This is a genomic window from Variovorax sp. GW821-FHT09D07 (assembly GCF_059416345.1).
The window spans coordinates 108,165-124,603 of sequence record NZ_JBWKOY010000009.1 but is presented as its reverse complement, the minus strand read 5'-3'; the positions used below and the strand labels follow the sequence as shown (position 1 = coordinate 124,603).

The 16,439-nt window shown below is 69.1% G+C and carries 10 protein-coding genes; 8 read left to right on the top strand and 2 right to left on the bottom strand.

Going from position 1 to position 16,439, the window contains the following annotated elements; translation table 11 throughout:
- The first annotated feature begins 163 nt into the window (after positions 1 to 163).
- From AC07OX_RS26190 to AC07OX_RS26175, 4 genes are all read left to right on the top strand, one after another.
- Entirely contained in the window at positions 164 to 1,834 is a 1,671-nt protein-coding gene (locus AC07OX_RS26190; RefSeq protein ID WP_495260318.1) for an efflux RND transporter periplasmic adaptor subunit, read from the top strand.
- On the top strand, positions 1,831 to 4,956 hold the full coding sequence (locus AC07OX_RS26185; RefSeq protein ID WP_495260317.1) for an efflux RND transporter permease subunit: 3,126 nt from the start codon (positions 1,831 to 1,833) through the stop codon (positions 4,954 to 4,956). Before AC07OX_RS26190 ends, AC07OX_RS26185 begins: the two co-directional genes overlap by 4 nt.
- Positions 4,957 to 5,683: 727 nt before the next feature.
- Positions 5,684 to 8,944 (top strand): efflux RND transporter permease subunit, encoded by a 3,261-nt coding sequence (locus tag AC07OX_RS26180; RefSeq protein ID WP_495260316.1) that lies wholly within the window; start codon positions 5,684 to 5,686, stop codon positions 8,942 to 8,944.
- 11 nt (positions 8,945 to 8,955) lie between these two features.
- Positions 8,956 to 10,455 carry an efflux transporter outer membrane subunit gene (locus AC07OX_RS26175; RefSeq protein ID WP_495260315.1) on the top strand — a complete coding sequence of 500 codons (1,500 nt, stop codon included), beginning with the start codon at positions 8,956 to 8,958 and terminating at the stop codon, positions 10,453 to 10,455.
- Positions 10,456 to 10,586: 131 nt separating this feature from the next.
- Here AC07OX_RS26175 and AC07OX_RS26170 read toward each other — a convergent pair whose 3' ends face one another.
- Positions 10,587 to 10,952, bottom strand: coding sequence for an SPW repeat protein (locus tag AC07OX_RS26170; protein ID WP_062474873.1), 366 nt, complete (start codon positions 10,950 to 10,952; stop codon positions 10,587 to 10,589).
- Between the two features lie 169 nt (positions 10,953 to 11,121).
- Here AC07OX_RS26170 and AC07OX_RS26165 point away from each other — a divergent pair, with 169 nt between their 5' ends.
- The 4 genes from AC07OX_RS26165 to AC07OX_RS26150 all read left to right on the top strand — a co-directional run bounded on the left by AC07OX_RS26165 (position 11,122) and on the right by AC07OX_RS26150 (position 15,426).
- Positions 11,122 to 11,706 carry a TetR/AcrR family transcriptional regulator gene (locus AC07OX_RS26165; RefSeq protein ID WP_495260314.1) on the top strand — a complete coding sequence of 195 codons (585 nt, stop codon included), beginning with the start codon at positions 11,122 to 11,124 and terminating at the stop codon, positions 11,704 to 11,706.
- 51 nt (positions 11,707 to 11,757) lie between these two features.
- A complete protein-coding gene (locus AC07OX_RS26160) occupies positions 11,758 to 14,037 on the top strand; it encodes a xanthine dehydrogenase family protein molybdopterin-binding subunit (protein ID WP_495260313.1) in 2,280 nt (759 codons plus the stop codon).
- 28 nt (positions 14,038 to 14,065) lie between these two features.
- Positions 14,066 to 14,530, top strand: coding sequence for a (2Fe-2S)-binding protein (locus AC07OX_RS26155; protein WP_495260312.1), 465 nt, complete (start codon positions 14,066 to 14,068; stop codon positions 14,528 to 14,530).
- Between the two features lie 164 nt (positions 14,531 to 14,694).
- Complete coding sequence (locus AC07OX_RS26150; RefSeq protein ID WP_487848311.1) at positions 14,695 to 15,426, top strand: GntR family transcriptional regulator; 732 nt, start codon at positions 14,695 to 14,697, stop codon at positions 15,424 to 15,426.
- A gap of 9 nt (positions 15,427 to 15,435) precedes the next feature.
- On the opposite strand, the gene AC07OX_RS26145 is transcribed toward AC07OX_RS26150, so the two are convergent.
- A complete protein-coding gene (locus AC07OX_RS26145; protein WP_095746150.1) occupies positions 15,436 to 16,302 on the bottom strand; it encodes a MurR/RpiR family transcriptional regulator in 867 nt (288 codons plus the stop codon).
- Between the last annotated feature and the right edge of the window lie 137 nt (positions 16,303 to 16,439).

Genomic DNA, 16,439 nt, shown 5'->3' with positions numbered 1-16,439 from the left:
GCCACCGGCGCGAATGGCGAGCGCGGGATGGCAGGGGCGCCGCGCAAACGGAAGCTTTACCGTCGCTTTACGGCACGGAAAACTGCGGGAGTGATATTTCGCGCTGTACTCTAGGCCGCCTCCCTTCAGGCCGCCTTTTCGCACCCCTTCGCACGCACCGCCCATGGATTCCCAAACGCCTCCCGAACCCCTGCCACCCGTCGTGTCGCCGACCCATCCTCCGGCGCGCCGGCGTCGCTGGGTCGGGAGCCTGCTGGCCCTGCTTCTGTTGGTGGCCCTCGGGGGCGGCGCCTGGTACCTGGTGCAGCGTTCCAAGTCGCCGGCACCGGGCGCGGGCGGACCGGGTGCAGGCGCAGGCCGCCCAGGCGGCGGCGGGCCGGGCGGTCGGGCAGGCGGCGGAGGCCCGGCCTCCAGCACCGTCGGCACCGCCGTCGCGCGGCAGGCCGACATCCCTGTGCAGCTCGAGGCGCTGGGCACGGTCACGCCGCTGGCCAACGTGACGGTGCAGCCGCAGGTGTCGGGCGTGCTCACGGCCGTGCTGTTCAAGGAAGGCCAGATGGTCAAGAAGGGCGACGTGCTGGCCACCATCGACCCGCAGCCCTTCGAGAACGCGCTGGCGCAGGCCGCCGGTGCCCGTCAGCGCGACGAGGCGCAGCTGGCCGCGGCGCGCGTCACGCTGCAGCGCTACCAGACGCTGCTCGGCCAGGACTCCATCGCCCGCCAGGACGTCGACACCCAGGCCGCATTGGTCAAGCAGCTCGAAGGCACCGTGGCCATCGACCGCGCCAACGAGAACACCGCCAAGCTCAACCTGGCCTGGAGCCGCATCACGGCGCCGGTGAGCGGGCGCATCGGCCTGCGGCCGGTGGATGCGGGCAACTACATCTCGACCGGCAGCACCGGCGGCGTGGCCACCATCACGCAGATCGCGCCCATCGACGTCGAGTTCGCCATTCCGCAGGACCGCGTGCCCGAGGTGCAGGAGCGGCTGGGCCAGGGCGCGACGCTCGCCACCACCGCCTTCGACCGCACGCGCACGCGCCGGCTGGCCGACGGCAGCTTCTCCACGCTCGACAACATGGTCGACACGCAGACCGGCACCGTGAAGGCCAAGGCGCGCTTCACCAACGCCGACGGCGCGCTGTTCCCGAACCAGTTCGTCAACCTGCGGCTGCTGCTGCGCACCGTGAGCAGCGCGGTGGTGGTGCCGGTCACGGCGCTGCGCCACGGCCCGAACGGCGACTACGTGTACGTGGTGACGGCCGAGAACACGGCCTCGCAGCGGCCGGTGACGCGCGGCGAATCGAGCGTCGATTTCGCTTCCATCACCAAGGGCCTGCAGCCCGGCGAAACCGTGGTCACTGAAGGCGGCGACCGCCTGAAGGACGGCGCGCGCGTGCAGACCACGGTCGACCGGCCGGCCGGTGCGGCCTCCGGGGCAGCAGCGCCGGGTGGACGGCGTGGAGGACGTCGGCAGGAGGGCGCCGGTGGTGCGCAAGGCGGCGGAGCCCGCCCGGCTGAAGCGGCGGCGCCGGCTTCGCCCTCGCAGGCCCCGGCCGCACCCACTGCGGGAACAGCGGCACCGGCCGCAGCGCCGGCGGCCACGACGCCCGCACCCGCAGCCACGCCCGCCAAGCTCCCCACCGCCGAGCAGCGCCAGCGCATGCTCGACGCGGCCAAGGACGACCCCGAACAACTCGAACGTCGCAAGCGTTTCCTCGAAGCGCTCGACCGCGGCGAGCCCGCCGCGCTGGAGCGCTGGCAGCGCATGGCCGAGCGCGGTGGCGCCGGTGGCGGTGGCGAACGCGGCGGTGAGGGACGGCGCAGCCCATGAGCCCCTCGCGCCCGTTCATCCTGCGGCCGGTCGCCACCTCGCTGCTGATGCTGGCCATCGTGCTGGCCGGCCTGGTGGCGTTCCGTTTTCTGCCGCTGGCGGCGCTGCCGCAGGTCGACTACCCGACCATCCAGGTCCAGACGCTCTACCCCGGGGCCAGCCCCGAGGTCATGAGCAACACGGTCACCGCACCGCTGGAGCGCCAGTTCGGCCAGATGTCGGGCCTGGACCGCATGAGCTCGACCAGCGCGGCGGGCGTGTCGATCATCACGCTGCAGTTCTCGCTGGGCCAGACGCTGGACGTCGCCGAGCAGGAAGTGCAGGCCGCCATCAACGCCGGCGGCTCGCTGCTGCCGGCCGACCTGCCCGCGCCGCCGGTGTACGCCAAGGTCAACCCGGCCGACGCGCCGGTGCTCACGCTGGCCATCACCTCCGACACGCTGCCGCTCACCGAGGTGCAGAACCTCGTGAACACCCGGCTCGCGCAGAAGATCAGCCAGGTCTCGGGCGTGGGCCTCGTGTCGCTCAGCGGCGGGCAGCGCCCGGCCGTGCGCATCCAGGCCAACACGCAGGCGCTGGCGGCCAACGGCATCGGACTGGATTCGCTGCGCACCGCCATCAGCGCGGCCAACTCCAACGGCGCCAAGGGCAGTTTCGACGGCCCCAAGCGCGCCTACACCATCAACTCGAACGACCAGCTGCTCACGGTCGACGACTACAAGAACCTCATCGTCAGCTACAAGAACGGCGCGCCGATCCGCATGGTCGACGTGGCGCGCGTGGTCAACAGCGCCGAGAACACGCAGCTCGGTGCCTGGGCCGGGCGCAAGGTCGACGGGCAGGTGCAGCTCACGCCGGCCATCATCCTGAACGTGCAGCGCCAGCCCGGCGCCAACGTGATCGCCACCGTCAACGCCATCAAGAAGCAGCTGCCCGAGCTGCAGGCCGGCATGCCCGCGGGCCTGCAGGTCGAGGTGCTGAGCGACCGCACCGCCGGCATCCGCTCGTCGGTGCAGCACGTCGAGATGGAACTGGTGCTGGCCGTGGTGCTCGTGGTGCTGGTGATCTTCGCCTTCCTGGGCAGCCTGCGCGCCACCGTCATCGCCAGCATCGCCGTGCCGATCTCGCTCATCGGCAGCTTCGGCCTGATGTACCTGCTGGGCTACAGCCTGAACAACCTGAGCCTGATGGCGCTGACCATCGCCACCGGCTTCGTGGTCGACGACGCGATCGTCATGATCGAGAACATCGCGCGCTACATCGAGGAGGGCGAGAAGCCATTGCAGGCCGCGTTCAAGGGCGCTGCGCAGATCGGCTTCACGATCATCTCGCTGACCGTGTCGCTCATCGCCGTGCTCATTCCGCTGCTCTTCATGGGCGACGTGGTGGGCCGCCTGTTCCGCGAGTTCGCGGTGACGCTGGCGATCACCATCCTGATCTCGGGCGTGGTGTCGCTCACGCTGGTGCCGATGATGTCGGCGCGCTGGCTCAAGCACGAGCCGAAGAAGGACGCATCGGGCACCGGCTTCGGCGCGCGCGCCCAGCGTTTCTTCGACGGCGTGATGGTGCGCTACGACCGCTCGCTGCACTGGGTGATCGCGCACCAGCCGCTCACGCTGCTGGTGGCGTTGCTCACGCTGGTGCTGACCGTGGTGCTGTACCTCACGATCCCGAAGGGCCTTTTTCCCACGCAGGACACCGGCCAGCTGCAGGCCCGCGTGCAGGCCGCGCAAGACGTGTCCTTCGACCGCATGGCGCAGCTGCAGCAGCAGGCCGCACGCGCCATTCTTGAAGACCATGACGTCGAGAACCTCAGCTCCTTCGTCGGCGTGGACGCGGCCAACAACACGATGCTGCACACCGGCAGCATGCTCATCAACCTGACCCGCAGCCACGACAACCAGCAGGAGGTGATGGAGCGCCTGCGCGAGCGCGTGCGGCAGGTGGCCGGCCTCACGCTGTACCTGCAGCCCACGCAGGACCTGACCATCGACGCCGAGACCGGGCCGACCGAGTACCGCGTGTCGCTGGAAGGCGTGAACAGTGCGCTGGTCACCGAGTGGATGCAGAAGCTGGTGGCGAAGCTGCAGGAGTCGGACAAGGTGCGCAACGTGAGCAGCGATGCCGGTGCGCAGGGGCTGGCGGCGTATGTGAACGTGAACCGCGATACGGCGTCGCGGCTGTCGATCACTGCGAGTTCGGTGGATGACGCGCTGTACAGCGCCTTCGGGCAGCGCATCGTGTCGACCATCTTTACCGAGACGAATCAGTACCGCGTGATCCTCGAGGCGCAGCCCGGCATGGTGAATACGCCGCAGACGCTGGGGCAGCTGAACCTCATTGCGGGGTCTGGCACGGCGACGCCGCTGTCGGCCTTTGCGGAGATCAGCGAGCGGCAGGCGCCGTTGCAGATCACGCACGTGGCGCAGTACCCGGCGAGCACGTTGAACTTCGATACGGCGCCGGGGGTGTCGCTCGGTGGATCGGTTGCCGCGATTCGCGCGGCTGCTAAAGAGATCGGGCTGCCGAGCAGTGTGACGATGACTTTTCTGGGGGCTTCTGGGGCTTATGAGAAGTCGTTGTCGAATCAGCTGTGGTTGATTTTGGCGGCGGTGGTTTGTGTGTACATCGTGCTGGGGGTGCTGTACGAGAGCTATGTGCATCCGTTGACGATCTTGTCTACGTTGCCTTCTGCTGGGGTTGGGGCTTTGTTGGCCTTGATGATTACTGGCAATGACCTGGGGGTGATCGGGATCATCGGGATCATTCTGCTGATCGGGATCGTGAAGAAGAACGCGATCATGATGATCGACTTTGCTATCGATGCGGAGCGGACGCAGGGGAAGTCGGCTCGGGAAGCGATTCATCAAGCTGCTCTGTTGCGGTTTCGGCCGATCTTGATGACTACGTTGGCTGCGCTGTTTGCTGCTGTGCCGCTGATGTTCAGTTTTGGGGACGGGGCTGAATTGCGACGTCCTCTCGGGTTGGCGATCTTTGGCGGGTTGATCGTTAGTCAGCTGCTGACTTTGTTCACTACGCCTGTTATTTATCTGGCGTTTGATCGGTTGGGTGGGGGGAGTGCTCGGGCTTCTTCTTCGGAGCTTGAGGAGGAGGCGGCTTGATCTGTGTGTACTCCTGCTGCTTGTTTGCTTCCCGGGGCCGGGAGTTCCGCCCGGCGGCGGACTCACTTTCTTTTGCTTCGCCAAAAGAAAGTAAGCAAAGAAAAGGCGACCCCACTGTCTGCGACCCCTGCGCTTCGCTACGGGGCAACCTGCGGTGCTCACGTTTCGCGGGGTCTCGCAGAACTCGCTTCGCTCAAACAGCTGCGAGCCCTGATCCGCGAAACGCTCCGCTCCTCGGCGCAGCCAGAGGGGAGGGGAGCTTCGGGCCGTCGCTTCGCTCGGCCATGCAATACCAACAGCCGAATTCAATGCCCGTGCGCGGGGCTTCGCCTGCGCGCGGCTCCTTGCCAACAGCAAAGGCAGCGCAAACGCCAACGGCAACACAAGCGCCAGCGCTCGCGCACCAACCAATCCCAGCCGCAGCAGGCGCAAAGCGCCTGCTGCGGCCCACTGGCCGAGCGAAGCGATGGCCCGTTGGTATCCCAATCCCTTCTGTATGCGCCGAGGAGCGCAGCGTTTCGCGGATCAGGGCTCGCCCTTGTTTGAGCGAAGCGAGTTTGGGCGAGACCCCGCGAAACGCGAGCACCGCAGGTTGCCCGAAGCGAAGCGTAGGGACGCAGACAGCAGGGTCGCCTTTCTTTTGCCTACGTTTCTTTGGCGAAGCAAAGAAAAGTAGGTCGCCTGCCGGGGCGAGACCCGGCCTCCGTCCTTCGCCGGGAGCGCAGCGGTGAATTTGTCGCGCCCCTTCGTCCGCCGCCCCATAGGCACAGTCCTCCTGACCATAGGCATCGCCCTGGCAGGAATTGCAGCGTTCTTCGTCCTCCCAGTCTCCCCCCTCCCTCAGGTCGACTACCCAGTCATCTCAGTAAGAGCCTCCATCCCAGGAGCCAGCCCAGAGACGATGGCAACCAGCGTCGCGACCCCGCTGGAAAGACACCTGGGAACAATCGCAGGCGTCAACGAAATGACGTCCACCAGCTCCGTAGGCTCCTCCCGAGTCACGCTGCAATTCGACCTCAGCCGCAACATCGACGGCGCCGCAAGAGAAGTCCAAGCAGCCATCAACGCCAGCCGCGTAGATCTGCCAGCGACATTAAGAAGCAACCCGACCTACCGCAAAGCCAACCCAGCCGCCTCCCCAGTCATCATCCTGGCCCTCACGTCCAAAACAAAGACCCCAGGCCAGATCTACGACGCCGTCTCCAACATCGTCAGCCAGCGCCTGTCGCAAGTAGACGGCGTAGGTGACGTAGAGATCGGCGGCGGCTCGCTCCCCGCGGTACGCATCGAACTGCTCCCCTTCGCCCTCAACCGCTACGGCATCAGCACCGAAGACGTGCGCGCCGCGATTCAAGCGTCCAACGCCAACCGCCCCAAGGGCATGGTGCAAGGCGAAGGCCGCAAGCTGCAGATCTACACCCAGACCCCGGCGCTGCGCGCGAGCGACTACGCCTCGATGGTCGTGGCCTGGCGCAATGGCGCGGCGGTGCGGCTGCGCGAGGTGGCCGACGTGATCGACGGCGTGGAAGACACGCGCACGCTGGGCCTGTTCAACGGCGAGCCGGCGATCATCGTGCTGATCACGCGCCAGCCCTCGGCCAACATCATCGAGACCGTCGACAACGTGCGCGCGCTGCTGCCCGAGCTGCAGGCGCAGCTGCCGCCGGACGTGACGCTGCAGGTCGCCTCGGACAGCACCAACTCCATCCGCAGTTCGCTGCGCGAGGTGGAGATGACGCTGGTCATCGCGGTGCTTCTCGTCGTGCTGGTGGTCAGCCTCTTCCTGCGCAGCGTGCGCGCGACGGTGGTGCCGGCGGTGGCCACGGTGGTGGCGCTGCTGGGCACGTTCGGGGTCATGCACCTGCTGGGCTTCAGCCTCAACAACCTGAGCCTGATGGCGCTCACCGTGGCCACGGGCTTCGTGGTGGACGACGCCATCGTGGTGCTGGAGAACACCAGCCGCCACATCGAATCGGGCATGTCGCGCATGAAGGCGGCGCTGCTCGGCGCGCAGGAAGTGGGCTTCACGGTGTTGTCGATCAGCGTGTCGCTGGTGGCGGTGTTCATTCCGCTGCTGTTCATGGGCGGGCAGGTGGGGCGGCTGTTCCGCGAGTTCGCGGTCACGCTGTCGGCGGCGGTGCTGATCTCGTTGGTCATCTCGCTCACCACCACGCCGATGATGTGCGCGTGGATGCTCAAGCCCGGCGGCGAGCACGAAAAGAACAAGCCGCAAGGCCGCTTCGGTCGCGCGGCGGCGCGCAGCTACGACTGGATGCTCAAGCGCTACGAGAGCGCACTCGACTGGGCGCTGGACAGCAAGGCGATCGTCATGGTCGTGCTGCTGGCGGTGGTGGGGCTCAATGTCTACCTGTTCAGCGCGGCGCCCAAGGGCTTCTTCCCGCAGCAGGACAGCGGCCAGCTCAACGGCGGCCTGCGCGCCGACCAGAGCATTTCGTCGCAGGCCATGGGCGCCAAGCTGCGCGAGGTGGTCGACATCATCCGCAAGGACGAAGCGGTCGACACCGTGGTGGGCTTCACGGGCGGCGGGCGCGCGGGCGGCGGCTTCATGTTCGTCAACCTGAAGCCGGCCAGCCAGCGCAAGGACAGCGGCCTGGCGGTGATCGCGCGGCTGCGCCCGCAGCTGGCGCAGGTGACGGGGCTGCGCGTGTTCCTCGGCCCGGTGCAGGACGTGCGCTCGGGCGGACGCTCCAGCAACTCCACCTACCAGTACACGCTCAAGAGCGACAGCCTGTCCGACCTGCGCGCCTGGGCCGTGAAGCTGGCCGACGAGATGAAGCAGCAGCCCACGCTGACCGACATCGACACCGACCAGGACCAGAACGGCGTGGAGACGGTGGCCAAGGTCGACCGCGACAGCGCGCGGCGGCTGGGGCTGACCTCCACCGCCATCGACAACGCGCTGTACAACGCCTTCGGCCAGCGGCAGGTGGCCACCATCTACACCGAGCTCAACCAGTACCACGTGGTGATGGAATGGGCGCCGGGCTACACGCGCAGCCCGAACGCGCTGCGCGACGTGTACGTGCCGGCCACGAAGACCTCGGTGGTCGCGGGGCAGGCGGTGACCACGCAGGTGGCGGCCACGACGTCCACGGGCGGCACGACGACGTCTGCCAGCGCCGCCGCCGCGACGGTGCCGGTGTCGGCCAACGCCGGCTCGCGCAACGCCTCGACCGGCAACGTGCTGAGCAACACGGCCACCGCGCTGGTGCCGCTGTCGGCGGTGGCGAAGTTCGAGGAGCAGTCGGTGGCCACGTCGGTGAGCCATGAGGACGGCGAGCTCGCCACCACCATCTCGTTCAACCTGGCCGAGGGCGCCAACCTCGGCGACGCGCGCGAGGCCATCGCCAAGGCCGAGGCCAACATCGCCATGCCGACCAACGTGCGCGGCGCCTTCGCCGGCACCGCGCTGAGCGCGCAGCAGTCGCAGGGCCAGCAGGCGATGCTGATCGTGGCGGCGCTGGTGGTGATCTACATCGTGCTGGGCATCCTGTACGAGAGCCTGGTGCATCCGGTGACGGTGCTCTCGACGCTGCCTTCGGCCGGCGTGGGCGCGGTGCTGGCGCTCTTGATGTTCCGCATGGAGTTTTCCATCATCGCGCTGATCGGCGTGTTCCTGCTGATCGGCATCGTGAAGAAGAACGCCATCCTGATCATCGACTTCGCGCTGGAGGCCGAGCGCTCGCGCGGCCTGAGCCCGCTCGAGGCGGTGCGCGAGGCCTGCCTGCTGCGCTTCCGCCCGATCCTGATGACCACGCTGGCCGCCGCGCTCGGCGCGCTGCCGCTGGCCATCGGCTTCGGCGAGGGCGCCGAGCTGCGCCGGCCGCTGGGCGTGGCGATCATCGGCGGGCTCATCGCGAGCCAGCTGCTGACGCTGCTCACCACGCCGGTGGTGTACCTGCTGCTGGACAAGCTGCGCCGCCGCGGCAAGAACGAACACGCGCTGAGCCGAGCGCCGGCCGTCTGAGACCCATGACCATGAATGCCTCCATTTCTTCCTTCGGCCCTTCACGCCGTTTCTTCGCGCTGAGCACGCTCGCGCTGGCCGCCGTGCTCGCCGGCTGCGCCGTGGGCCCGGCCTACAAGGTGCCCGAGTCGGCGGCATCGGCCGGCTGGAAGGAACAGCCCGCCGCCGACGGCTGGCTGCCCGCCGCGCCGGCCGACGCGCTCGACCGCGGCGAGTGGTGGAAGCTCTTCGGCGACGCCACACTCGACGAGCTCGCGGCGCGCGTGCAGGTGTCGAACCAGAACATCGCCGCCGCCGTCGCCAGCTACACGCAGGCGCAGGCGCTGGTGCGCGAGCAGCGCGCGGGGCTGTTCCCGTCGGTGTCCTTCGACGGCAGCGGCAAGCGCTCGGGCACGGTGGGTGGCAATGCCTCGGCCAGCCCGTCGAACACCTTCGGCGCCACGCTGGGCGCGAGCTGGACGCCCGACGTGTGGGGCCGCCTGCGCGAGGCCGTGAACAGCGCGCAGGCCAACGCGCAGGCCAGCGAGGCCGACCTGGCCTCGGCGCGGCTGTCGGCCGTCGGCGACCTGGCGACCCACTACTTCTCGCTGCGCGAGGCCGACGCCGAGATCGTGCTGCTCGACGAAACCATCCTCGGCTACCAGCGCGCGTTCGAGATCACGAGCAACCGCTACGCCGCCGGCATTGCCGCGCAGACCGACGTGCTGCAGGCGCAGACCCAGCTGGTGAACGCCAAGGCCGACCGCGTGGGCCTGCAGCGCACGCGCGCCACGCTGGAGCACGCCATCGCGATGCTGGTGGGCGTGGCGCCGGCCGACTTCAGCCTGCCGCCCGCGCGCTGGACGCCCACGGTGCCCGGCGTGCCGACCGGGGTGCCCTCGACGCTGCTGCAGCGCCGGCCCGACATCGCGGCGGCGGAGCGCGTGGTGGCCGCGGCCAATGCGCAGATCGGCGTGGCGCGCTCGGCCTACTACCCGAACATCTCGCTCACGGCCTCGGTCGGCAGCAACGCCAGCCGCGTGAGAGACCTCTTCGGCGCGGCCAACACGCTGTGGGGGCTGGGCCTGTCGGTGGCGCAGGTGGTGTTCGACGCGGGCGCCATCAGCGCCAGCGTCGATGCCGCCAAGGCCGGCCACGAGGCCAGCGTGGCGCGCTACCGGCAGACCGTGCTGGCCGCGTTCCAGGCCGTGGAAGACCAGCTGACCACCGGCGCCACGCTGGCGCAGCAGGAAGGCTTGCGCCGCGAGGCCACGGCAGCGGCCGACAAGACCGAGCAGCAACTGCTCAACCGGTATCGCGCGGGGCAGGTGAGCTACACCGATGTGGTGCAGGCGCAGGCCGCCGCACTGAGCGCGCGGCGCGCGCTCGTGCAGCTTCAGGTCAATCGCCAGGCCGCGGCAATCGCGCTGATCCAGGCCATGGGCGGCGGTTGGCAGGCCGACTGGATGGGGGCGACCCGCCCGGCCGGCAACAGCCCTTCAAACAACAACGCCGCTTCCCGCACACCGTAAGGGGCGGGTGTTGCGGGCGGGCATGGGAACCTGCCTGGCCCGTCGGCCCGACCGGCGCGAACACCGGAACGGGCGTCGTCGCTTCGCGGCGGTGGTCACCGCTCGGCGCTCACAGGATCGCTCTCTCCCCATCAGTGCGCTGGTCGGTCGAGGGCCTCGCCCAGGTAGTCCTTGTCTGTCACCAGGACCCAGAGGGCGAGCACCATGATCACCGCAGCCACGAGGACTGCATTGACCAGCGCCGGCTCGACCATGCGGAAGTCGAGCAACCAGGGCGACACCGCCAGCCAGGCTGCCAGCGCCACTTCGGTCCACTCTTCCCACTGGTGCGGCACGAAGGTCGCGCCCAAGGCCACGGCGCCCAGCACGATGCCGGTCGCCACCATGGTCCACATGGCGAGCGAATTGCCCTGAAAGCCCAGTACCCATGGCGAGACGATCAGCCACACGCCGGCGACGGCGTTGACGGGGTCCTGCCAATGCTTCACATGCTTCATGGTCGTACCTCCTGTCGCAGCACGACGCCACGACACTGGTTGGACTGCCGCGCCGCGCCGTGGTTCCGCCATGCGGCATGGCGCGGGCCGCGCGGGGCTTGCGGATCGGCGCCGCCTTCCTATACTTGAGTGCGCACTCAATTAAACGAACGATGGAGACCGTCCGCGCATGGCCCGACCCCGCAGTGTCGACAAGCACAACGCCATCCTCGAGGCGGCGCTGGTCGAGTTCGGCCGGCGCGGCGTGTGGGCCACGCCGACCTCGGCGATCTCGCGCACCGCGGGCGTGGCCGAGGGCACGCTGTTCACCTACTTCGCGAGCAAGGCGCTGCTGACCGACGCGCTGTACCGCGTGCTGAAGACCGAGCTGGCCGGCGTGATGCTGGCCGACTGGCCCGAAGCGGCCGATCCGCGCACCCAGTTCCACCACATCTGGGACCGCTACGTGCAATGGGGCGTGGCGCACCCCGGCAAGCTGCGCGTGCTGGCGCAGCTCAAGGTGTCGGACGAACTGAGCGACGAGAGCCGTGCCGCCGGCATGGCGCCGTTCGCGCGCCTGGAAGCGGTGGCGCAAGACTGCATGCGGCGCGGCGAAGTCGTCGAGCGGCCGATGGAATTCCTGGGCGCGATGTTGACCGCCATGGCCGAGACCACCGTCGGCTACATCGCGCAGGCTGGTGATGAACAAGAGGCCTTCGACTACGCCGAAGCCGGCTTCGAGATTTTCTGGCGAGGCATCGCCGTGCCGTCCTGACGACGACCACACCTCTGAACGACAAGACCCCCACCGAAGAAAGACCACGCCATGCCCACACTCAAACGCCGCCACTTCGTGCTCGGCACCCTCGGGGCCGCCGGCGCCCTGGTCGTCGGCTGGGCCGTCACGCCGGCGGCGTCGCGCCTCGTGCCGGGCAATCCACTGCCGGCTGGCAACGGGCAGGTCGCGCTCAACGGCTGGGTCAAGGTGGGCAGCGATGACACCGTCACGCTGGTGATGACGCAGTCGGAAATGGGGCAGGGCACCCACACCGGCCTGGCGATGCTGCTGGCCGAAGAAATGGACGCTTCGGTGTCGCAGGTGCGGCTCGAGCAGGCCGGCTTCGACGCCATCTACAACAACCAGGCCATGATCCTCGACGCGCTGCCCTTCAAGCCCGGCGACGAGGGCTTCGGCAAGCGCGCGGCGCACCAGGTCGTGGGCAAGCTGCTGCGCACGATCCCGGGGCTCTCGGGCACGGGCGGCTCGTCAAGCGTCACCGACCAGTGGGGCCCGGTGCGCGAGGCCGGCGCGTCGGCGCGCCTCATGCTGGTGGGCGCGGCGGCGGCGCAGTGGCAGGTGCCCGCCAGCGAATGCCGCACCGAGGCCGGCCGCGTGCTGCACCCGGCCTCCAACCGCAGCGCCCGCTTCGGTGAGCTGGCCGCGAAGGCCGCGCAGCAGCCGCTGCCCACGGCGGTGAAGCTCAAGGCGCAAGCCGACTTCCGCGTCATCGGCCAGCCGCAGCGGCGCATCGACAACGCCGGCAAGCTCGACGGCACCGCCACCTACGGCATCGACGTGCTGCCGCCGGGCCTGCTGTACGCCAGCATCGCCATGTGCCCGACGCTGGCCGGCCGCGTCGCGCGCTTCGATGCCAAGGCCGCCGAGGCGCTGCCCGGCGTGCGCAAGGTGATGGCGCTGGAACCGGTGGCCGCGAGCCTCGTGGGCACCGGCAGCACGGCGGGCGGCGTGGCGGTGATCGCCGACACGCCGTACCACGCGATGCGCGCGCTGAAGCAGGTCGACATCGAATGGGACCACGGCCCGGCCGCGAGCCTGTCGAGCGCCGAGATGATCGACCGCCTCGCGCGCACGCTCGACGCCGATGCGGGCAATGCGCGCCTGGATACCGGCGGCGTGGCGGCGGCGCTGAAGTCCGCCGCGCGCACGATCGAGGTCGAGTACCGCGTGCCCTTCCTGGCGCACGCCACCATGGAGCCGATGAACTGCACCGTGCAGTTCAAGGACGGCGCCGCCACCGTCTGGGCGCCCACGCAGGCGCCGGGCTTCGCGCGCGCGGCGGTCGCCAAGGCGCTGGGCATCGATGCCGACAAGGTCACGCTGCACGTCACCTACCTGGGCGGCGGTTTCGGACGGCGCTACTTCATCGACTTTCTGGTGCAGGCTGCGCAGCTCGCGCGCGAGGCCGGCGGCGCGCCGGTGCAACTGATCTGGTCGCGCGAGGAAGACATGACGCACGACTTCTACCGCCCGGCCTACGTGGCGCTGTGCAAGGCCGGCTTCGACGCGGCGGGCGCGCTGGTCGCGTGGCAGACCACCAGCGCCGGCTCCAGCCTGGGTGCGCCGTCGTTCATGGACAACTCGACCGACGGCGCCTGGAACACCGCCTACGATTTCCCGCAGGCCCGCGTGGCGCACGTGCCGGTCGAATCGGCCGTCACCACCGGCATCTGGCGCTCGGTGGCGCATTCGCAGAACGGCTTCTTCGTCGAGAGCTTCATCGACGAATGCGCCGTGGCTGCCGGCAAGGACCCGGTGGCCTTCCGCGCCGGCCTGTTCGCCAAGGACGCGCGCCACCTGGCCGTGCTGAAGCGCGTGGCCGAACTCTCGAAGTGGGGCGAGCCGCTGGCCGACGGACCCGACGGCACGAAGCGCGCGCGCGGCGTGGCCATTCACCGCGCCTTCGGCAGCATCGTGGCGCAGGTGGCCGAGGTGTCGGTGACGCCCGAGCGGCAGATCCGCGTGCACCGCGTGGTGTGCGTGATCGACTGCGGCCTGCCGGTCAATCCGAACCTGATCCGCCAGCAGATGGAAGGCGGCATCGTGTTCGGCCTGTCGGCGGCGCTGCGCGGCGAGATCACCGTGGCGCGCGGCCAGGTGCAGCAGAGCAACTTCCACGACTACACGCCGCTGCGCATCGACGAGTGCCCGGCCATCGAGGTCGACATCCTCGCCGGCACCGGCGCCGAGGTGCCGCCCGGCGGTGTCGGCGAGCCGGGCACGCCGCCCATCGCGCCCGCCGTGGCCAACGCCGTGTTCGCGCTGACCGGCCAGCGCCTGCGCAGCCTGCCTTTGCGGCTGGCCTGACCCCCGAGAACAGCAAGAAAGACACCCCATGACCACCACCACGCTGAAGATCAACGGCCAGACCGCCACCGTGAGCGCCGAGCCCGACACCCCGCTGTTGTGGGTGCTGCGCGGCGAGATGAAGCTCGTCGGCACCAAGTTCGGCTGCGGCAAGGCGCTGTGCGGCGCCTGCACCGTGCACCTGGATGGCCAGGCCGTGCGTTCCTGCGTCACCCCGCTCGAGGCCGTGGGCGCCCGCGAGGTCACCACCATCGAGGGCCTGAAAGGCCGGGAGGCCGACGCCCTGCGCCAGGCCTGGACCGAGGTCGACGTGGTGCAGTGCGGCTATTGCCAGAGCGGCCAGCTCATGTCGGCCTGCGCGCTGCTCAAAGCCACGCCCAAACCCAGCGACGACCAGGTCTCGGATGCCATGCGCGGCAACATTTGCCGCTGCGGCACCTACCCCCGGATTCGCGCCGCGATCCACCTGGCGGCAGAAACAGCGGGGCGGTAACGCAGAAACCGGGGTGGTTGTTTACAGAAGTTAATAATTTTTCCGTAATTCTCGAAAAAGTCGCCAGAACGGTATTTTTACGGAAATTGGGGATATGAAGCTTCGATACGCCGCCGTACCATCCGCGCGGCCCGCTTCCGGCCGTCCCCTGTTTCCGACTTTCGATGACCCCCCCAGATCCCTCGCGGACGCGCGTTCTGTCCGTGGCCGACACGCTGCGCACCCGCATCTTCGACGGTGCGATCGCCCCCGGCGCCCACCTGATGGAGATTTCGCTCGCCAACGAGCTTGGCGTGTCGCGCACCCCTGTGCGCGGCGCCATGGCGCGTCTGGCCGACGAGGGGTTGCTGGTCTACCACCCGCAGCGGGGTTTCCAGGTGCGCCGCTTCGACGCCAAGGACGTGTTCGACGCCTTCAGCGTGCGCGCCACGCTCGAAGGCATGGGCTGCCGCCTGCTCAGCGAGCGCGGCTTGGACGACGAGGCGCTGGCCGAACTGACGGCCATGGTCGACGAGCAGCATGCGCTGCTGCACGACTGCGGCGAATGGACCGACGAGCGGGCCGACCAGTGGCAGGACCTGAACCAGGCCTTCCACCACAAGCTGCTGTCGCTGGCCGACAACCGCTGGCTCAGCGAGGCCGTGCAGCGCGCCTGCCAGCTGCCGGTGATCTTCGACAGCCGCTCGCGCCCGCACAGGCACGACGCCGCGATGCTGCTGTACCGCCACAGCCAGGCCCTGCAGGCGCTCGAAGAGCACCGCTGCATCGTCGAGGCGCTGGGCCGACAGGAGGCCTCGGGCGCCGAAGCCGCGATGCGCGAGCACATCAACGCCAACCGTGACCTGCTGGTGCTCTACCTGCGCCAGAGCGCCGGCCGCACCCGCGCGCTGGCCTGATCCTTTTCCCTATCCGCCGCGCGCCACCGGCGCCATGAGGTAGGCCCCCGACTCGAACAGCTGCGCCTCGGCCTGGTCGATGCGCCGGATCACCGGCTTGCCCGCGCGGCTCGCGAGCAGCTCGACCAGCGCTTCCGTCACGGCCACGCCGGCGGCGACCGAGGGGAAGAACGAGGGGCTGTGGATGGTGAAGAGCAGCGTCTCGTCCGCCAGCAGCGACAGCGGCGAGGTCACGCTGTCGGTGATCGCCACGATGCGGCAACCCGCCGCCTTCGCCGCCTCGGCCACCTGCAAAGCCTCGCGCGAGTAGGGCGCAAAGCTCGCCACCACCAGCGCGTCGCCCTTGGCGAAGGCGCGTTGCTGCATCTCGAGCGAGCCGCCCTGGCCGTCCACCAGGTGCACGCTGGTGCGAAAGAGCCGGTACACGTACACGAACGAGAACGCGATCGGAAAGCAGGCGCGAAAGCCCGCCGCGTGCACGGCCGGCGCCTTCTCCAGCAGCGCGCAGGCCTTGAGCAGCGCCGGCCCGCTCTGCTGGTGCGTGAGCTCCAGGTTGCGCCGCTGCACCTCGAACATCTCGCCCGCCAGGCCCTGGTCGGCGACGCGGCCCACCAGCTGCTTGGCGCGCCCGCCGTAGGTCTCGGTGCCCAGGCCCATGTCGGCGGCGAAGGCCTCCTTCAGCTGCGGCCAGCCCTCGAAGCCCAGGTGCTGGGCGAAGCGCACCAGCGTGGCCGGCGTGCTCTGCGCGCGCGTGCCGACGTTGCGCATCGAGCCCGTGACCACTTCGTTCGGGTGGTCGAGCACGTAGCGCGCGACCTGCTGCAGGGCGGGGCTCAGTTCGTTGAAACGCTGGCGGATCAGTTCTTTGGCGCCCATGGCGGTGTCTCTTTTCGTGCGGTGTCTGGAACGAATGTACCGGAGCAGGGAAATCCCGGGAGTTGACGGAACAAATGTTCCAAACAATAATTCGGCCGAAACGTTAGTTCCAAACACAGGCCCCCGCTTTCCTCCCG

Bases quoted from the DNA above. Each gene is read 5' to 3' on its own strand.
- AC07OX_RS26190 (WP_495260318.1), top strand. From the start codon at position 164: ATGGATTCCCAAACGCCTCCCGAACCCCTGCCACCCGTCGTGTCGCCG.
- AC07OX_RS26185 (WP_495260317.1), top strand. From the start codon at position 1,831: ATGAGCCCCTCGCGCCCGTTCATCCTGCGGCCGGTCGCCACCTCGCTG.
- AC07OX_RS26175 (WP_495260315.1), top strand. From the start codon at position 8,956: ATGAATGCCTCCATTTCTTCCTTCGGCCCTTCACGCCGTTTCTTCGCG.
- AC07OX_RS26170 (WP_062474873.1), bottom strand. From the start codon at position 10,952: ATGAAGCATGTGAAGCATTGGCAGGACCCCGTCAACGCCGTCGCCGGC.
- AC07OX_RS26165 (WP_495260314.1), top strand. From the start codon at position 11,122: ATGGCCCGACCCCGCAGTGTCGACAAGCACAACGCCATCCTCGAGGCG.
- AC07OX_RS26160 (WP_495260313.1), top strand. From the start codon at position 11,758: ATGCCCACACTCAAACGCCGCCACTTCGTGCTCGGCACCCTCGGGGCC.
- AC07OX_RS26155 (WP_495260312.1), top strand. From the start codon at position 14,066: ATGACCACCACCACGCTGAAGATCAACGGCCAGACCGCCACCGTGAGC.
- AC07OX_RS26150 (WP_487848311.1), top strand. From the start codon at position 14,695: ATGACCCCCCCAGATCCCTCGCGGACGCGCGTTCTGTCCGTGGCCGAC.
- AC07OX_RS26145 (WP_095746150.1), bottom strand. From the start codon at position 16,302: ATGGGCGCCAAAGAACTGATCCGCCAGCGTTTCAACGAACTGAGCCCC.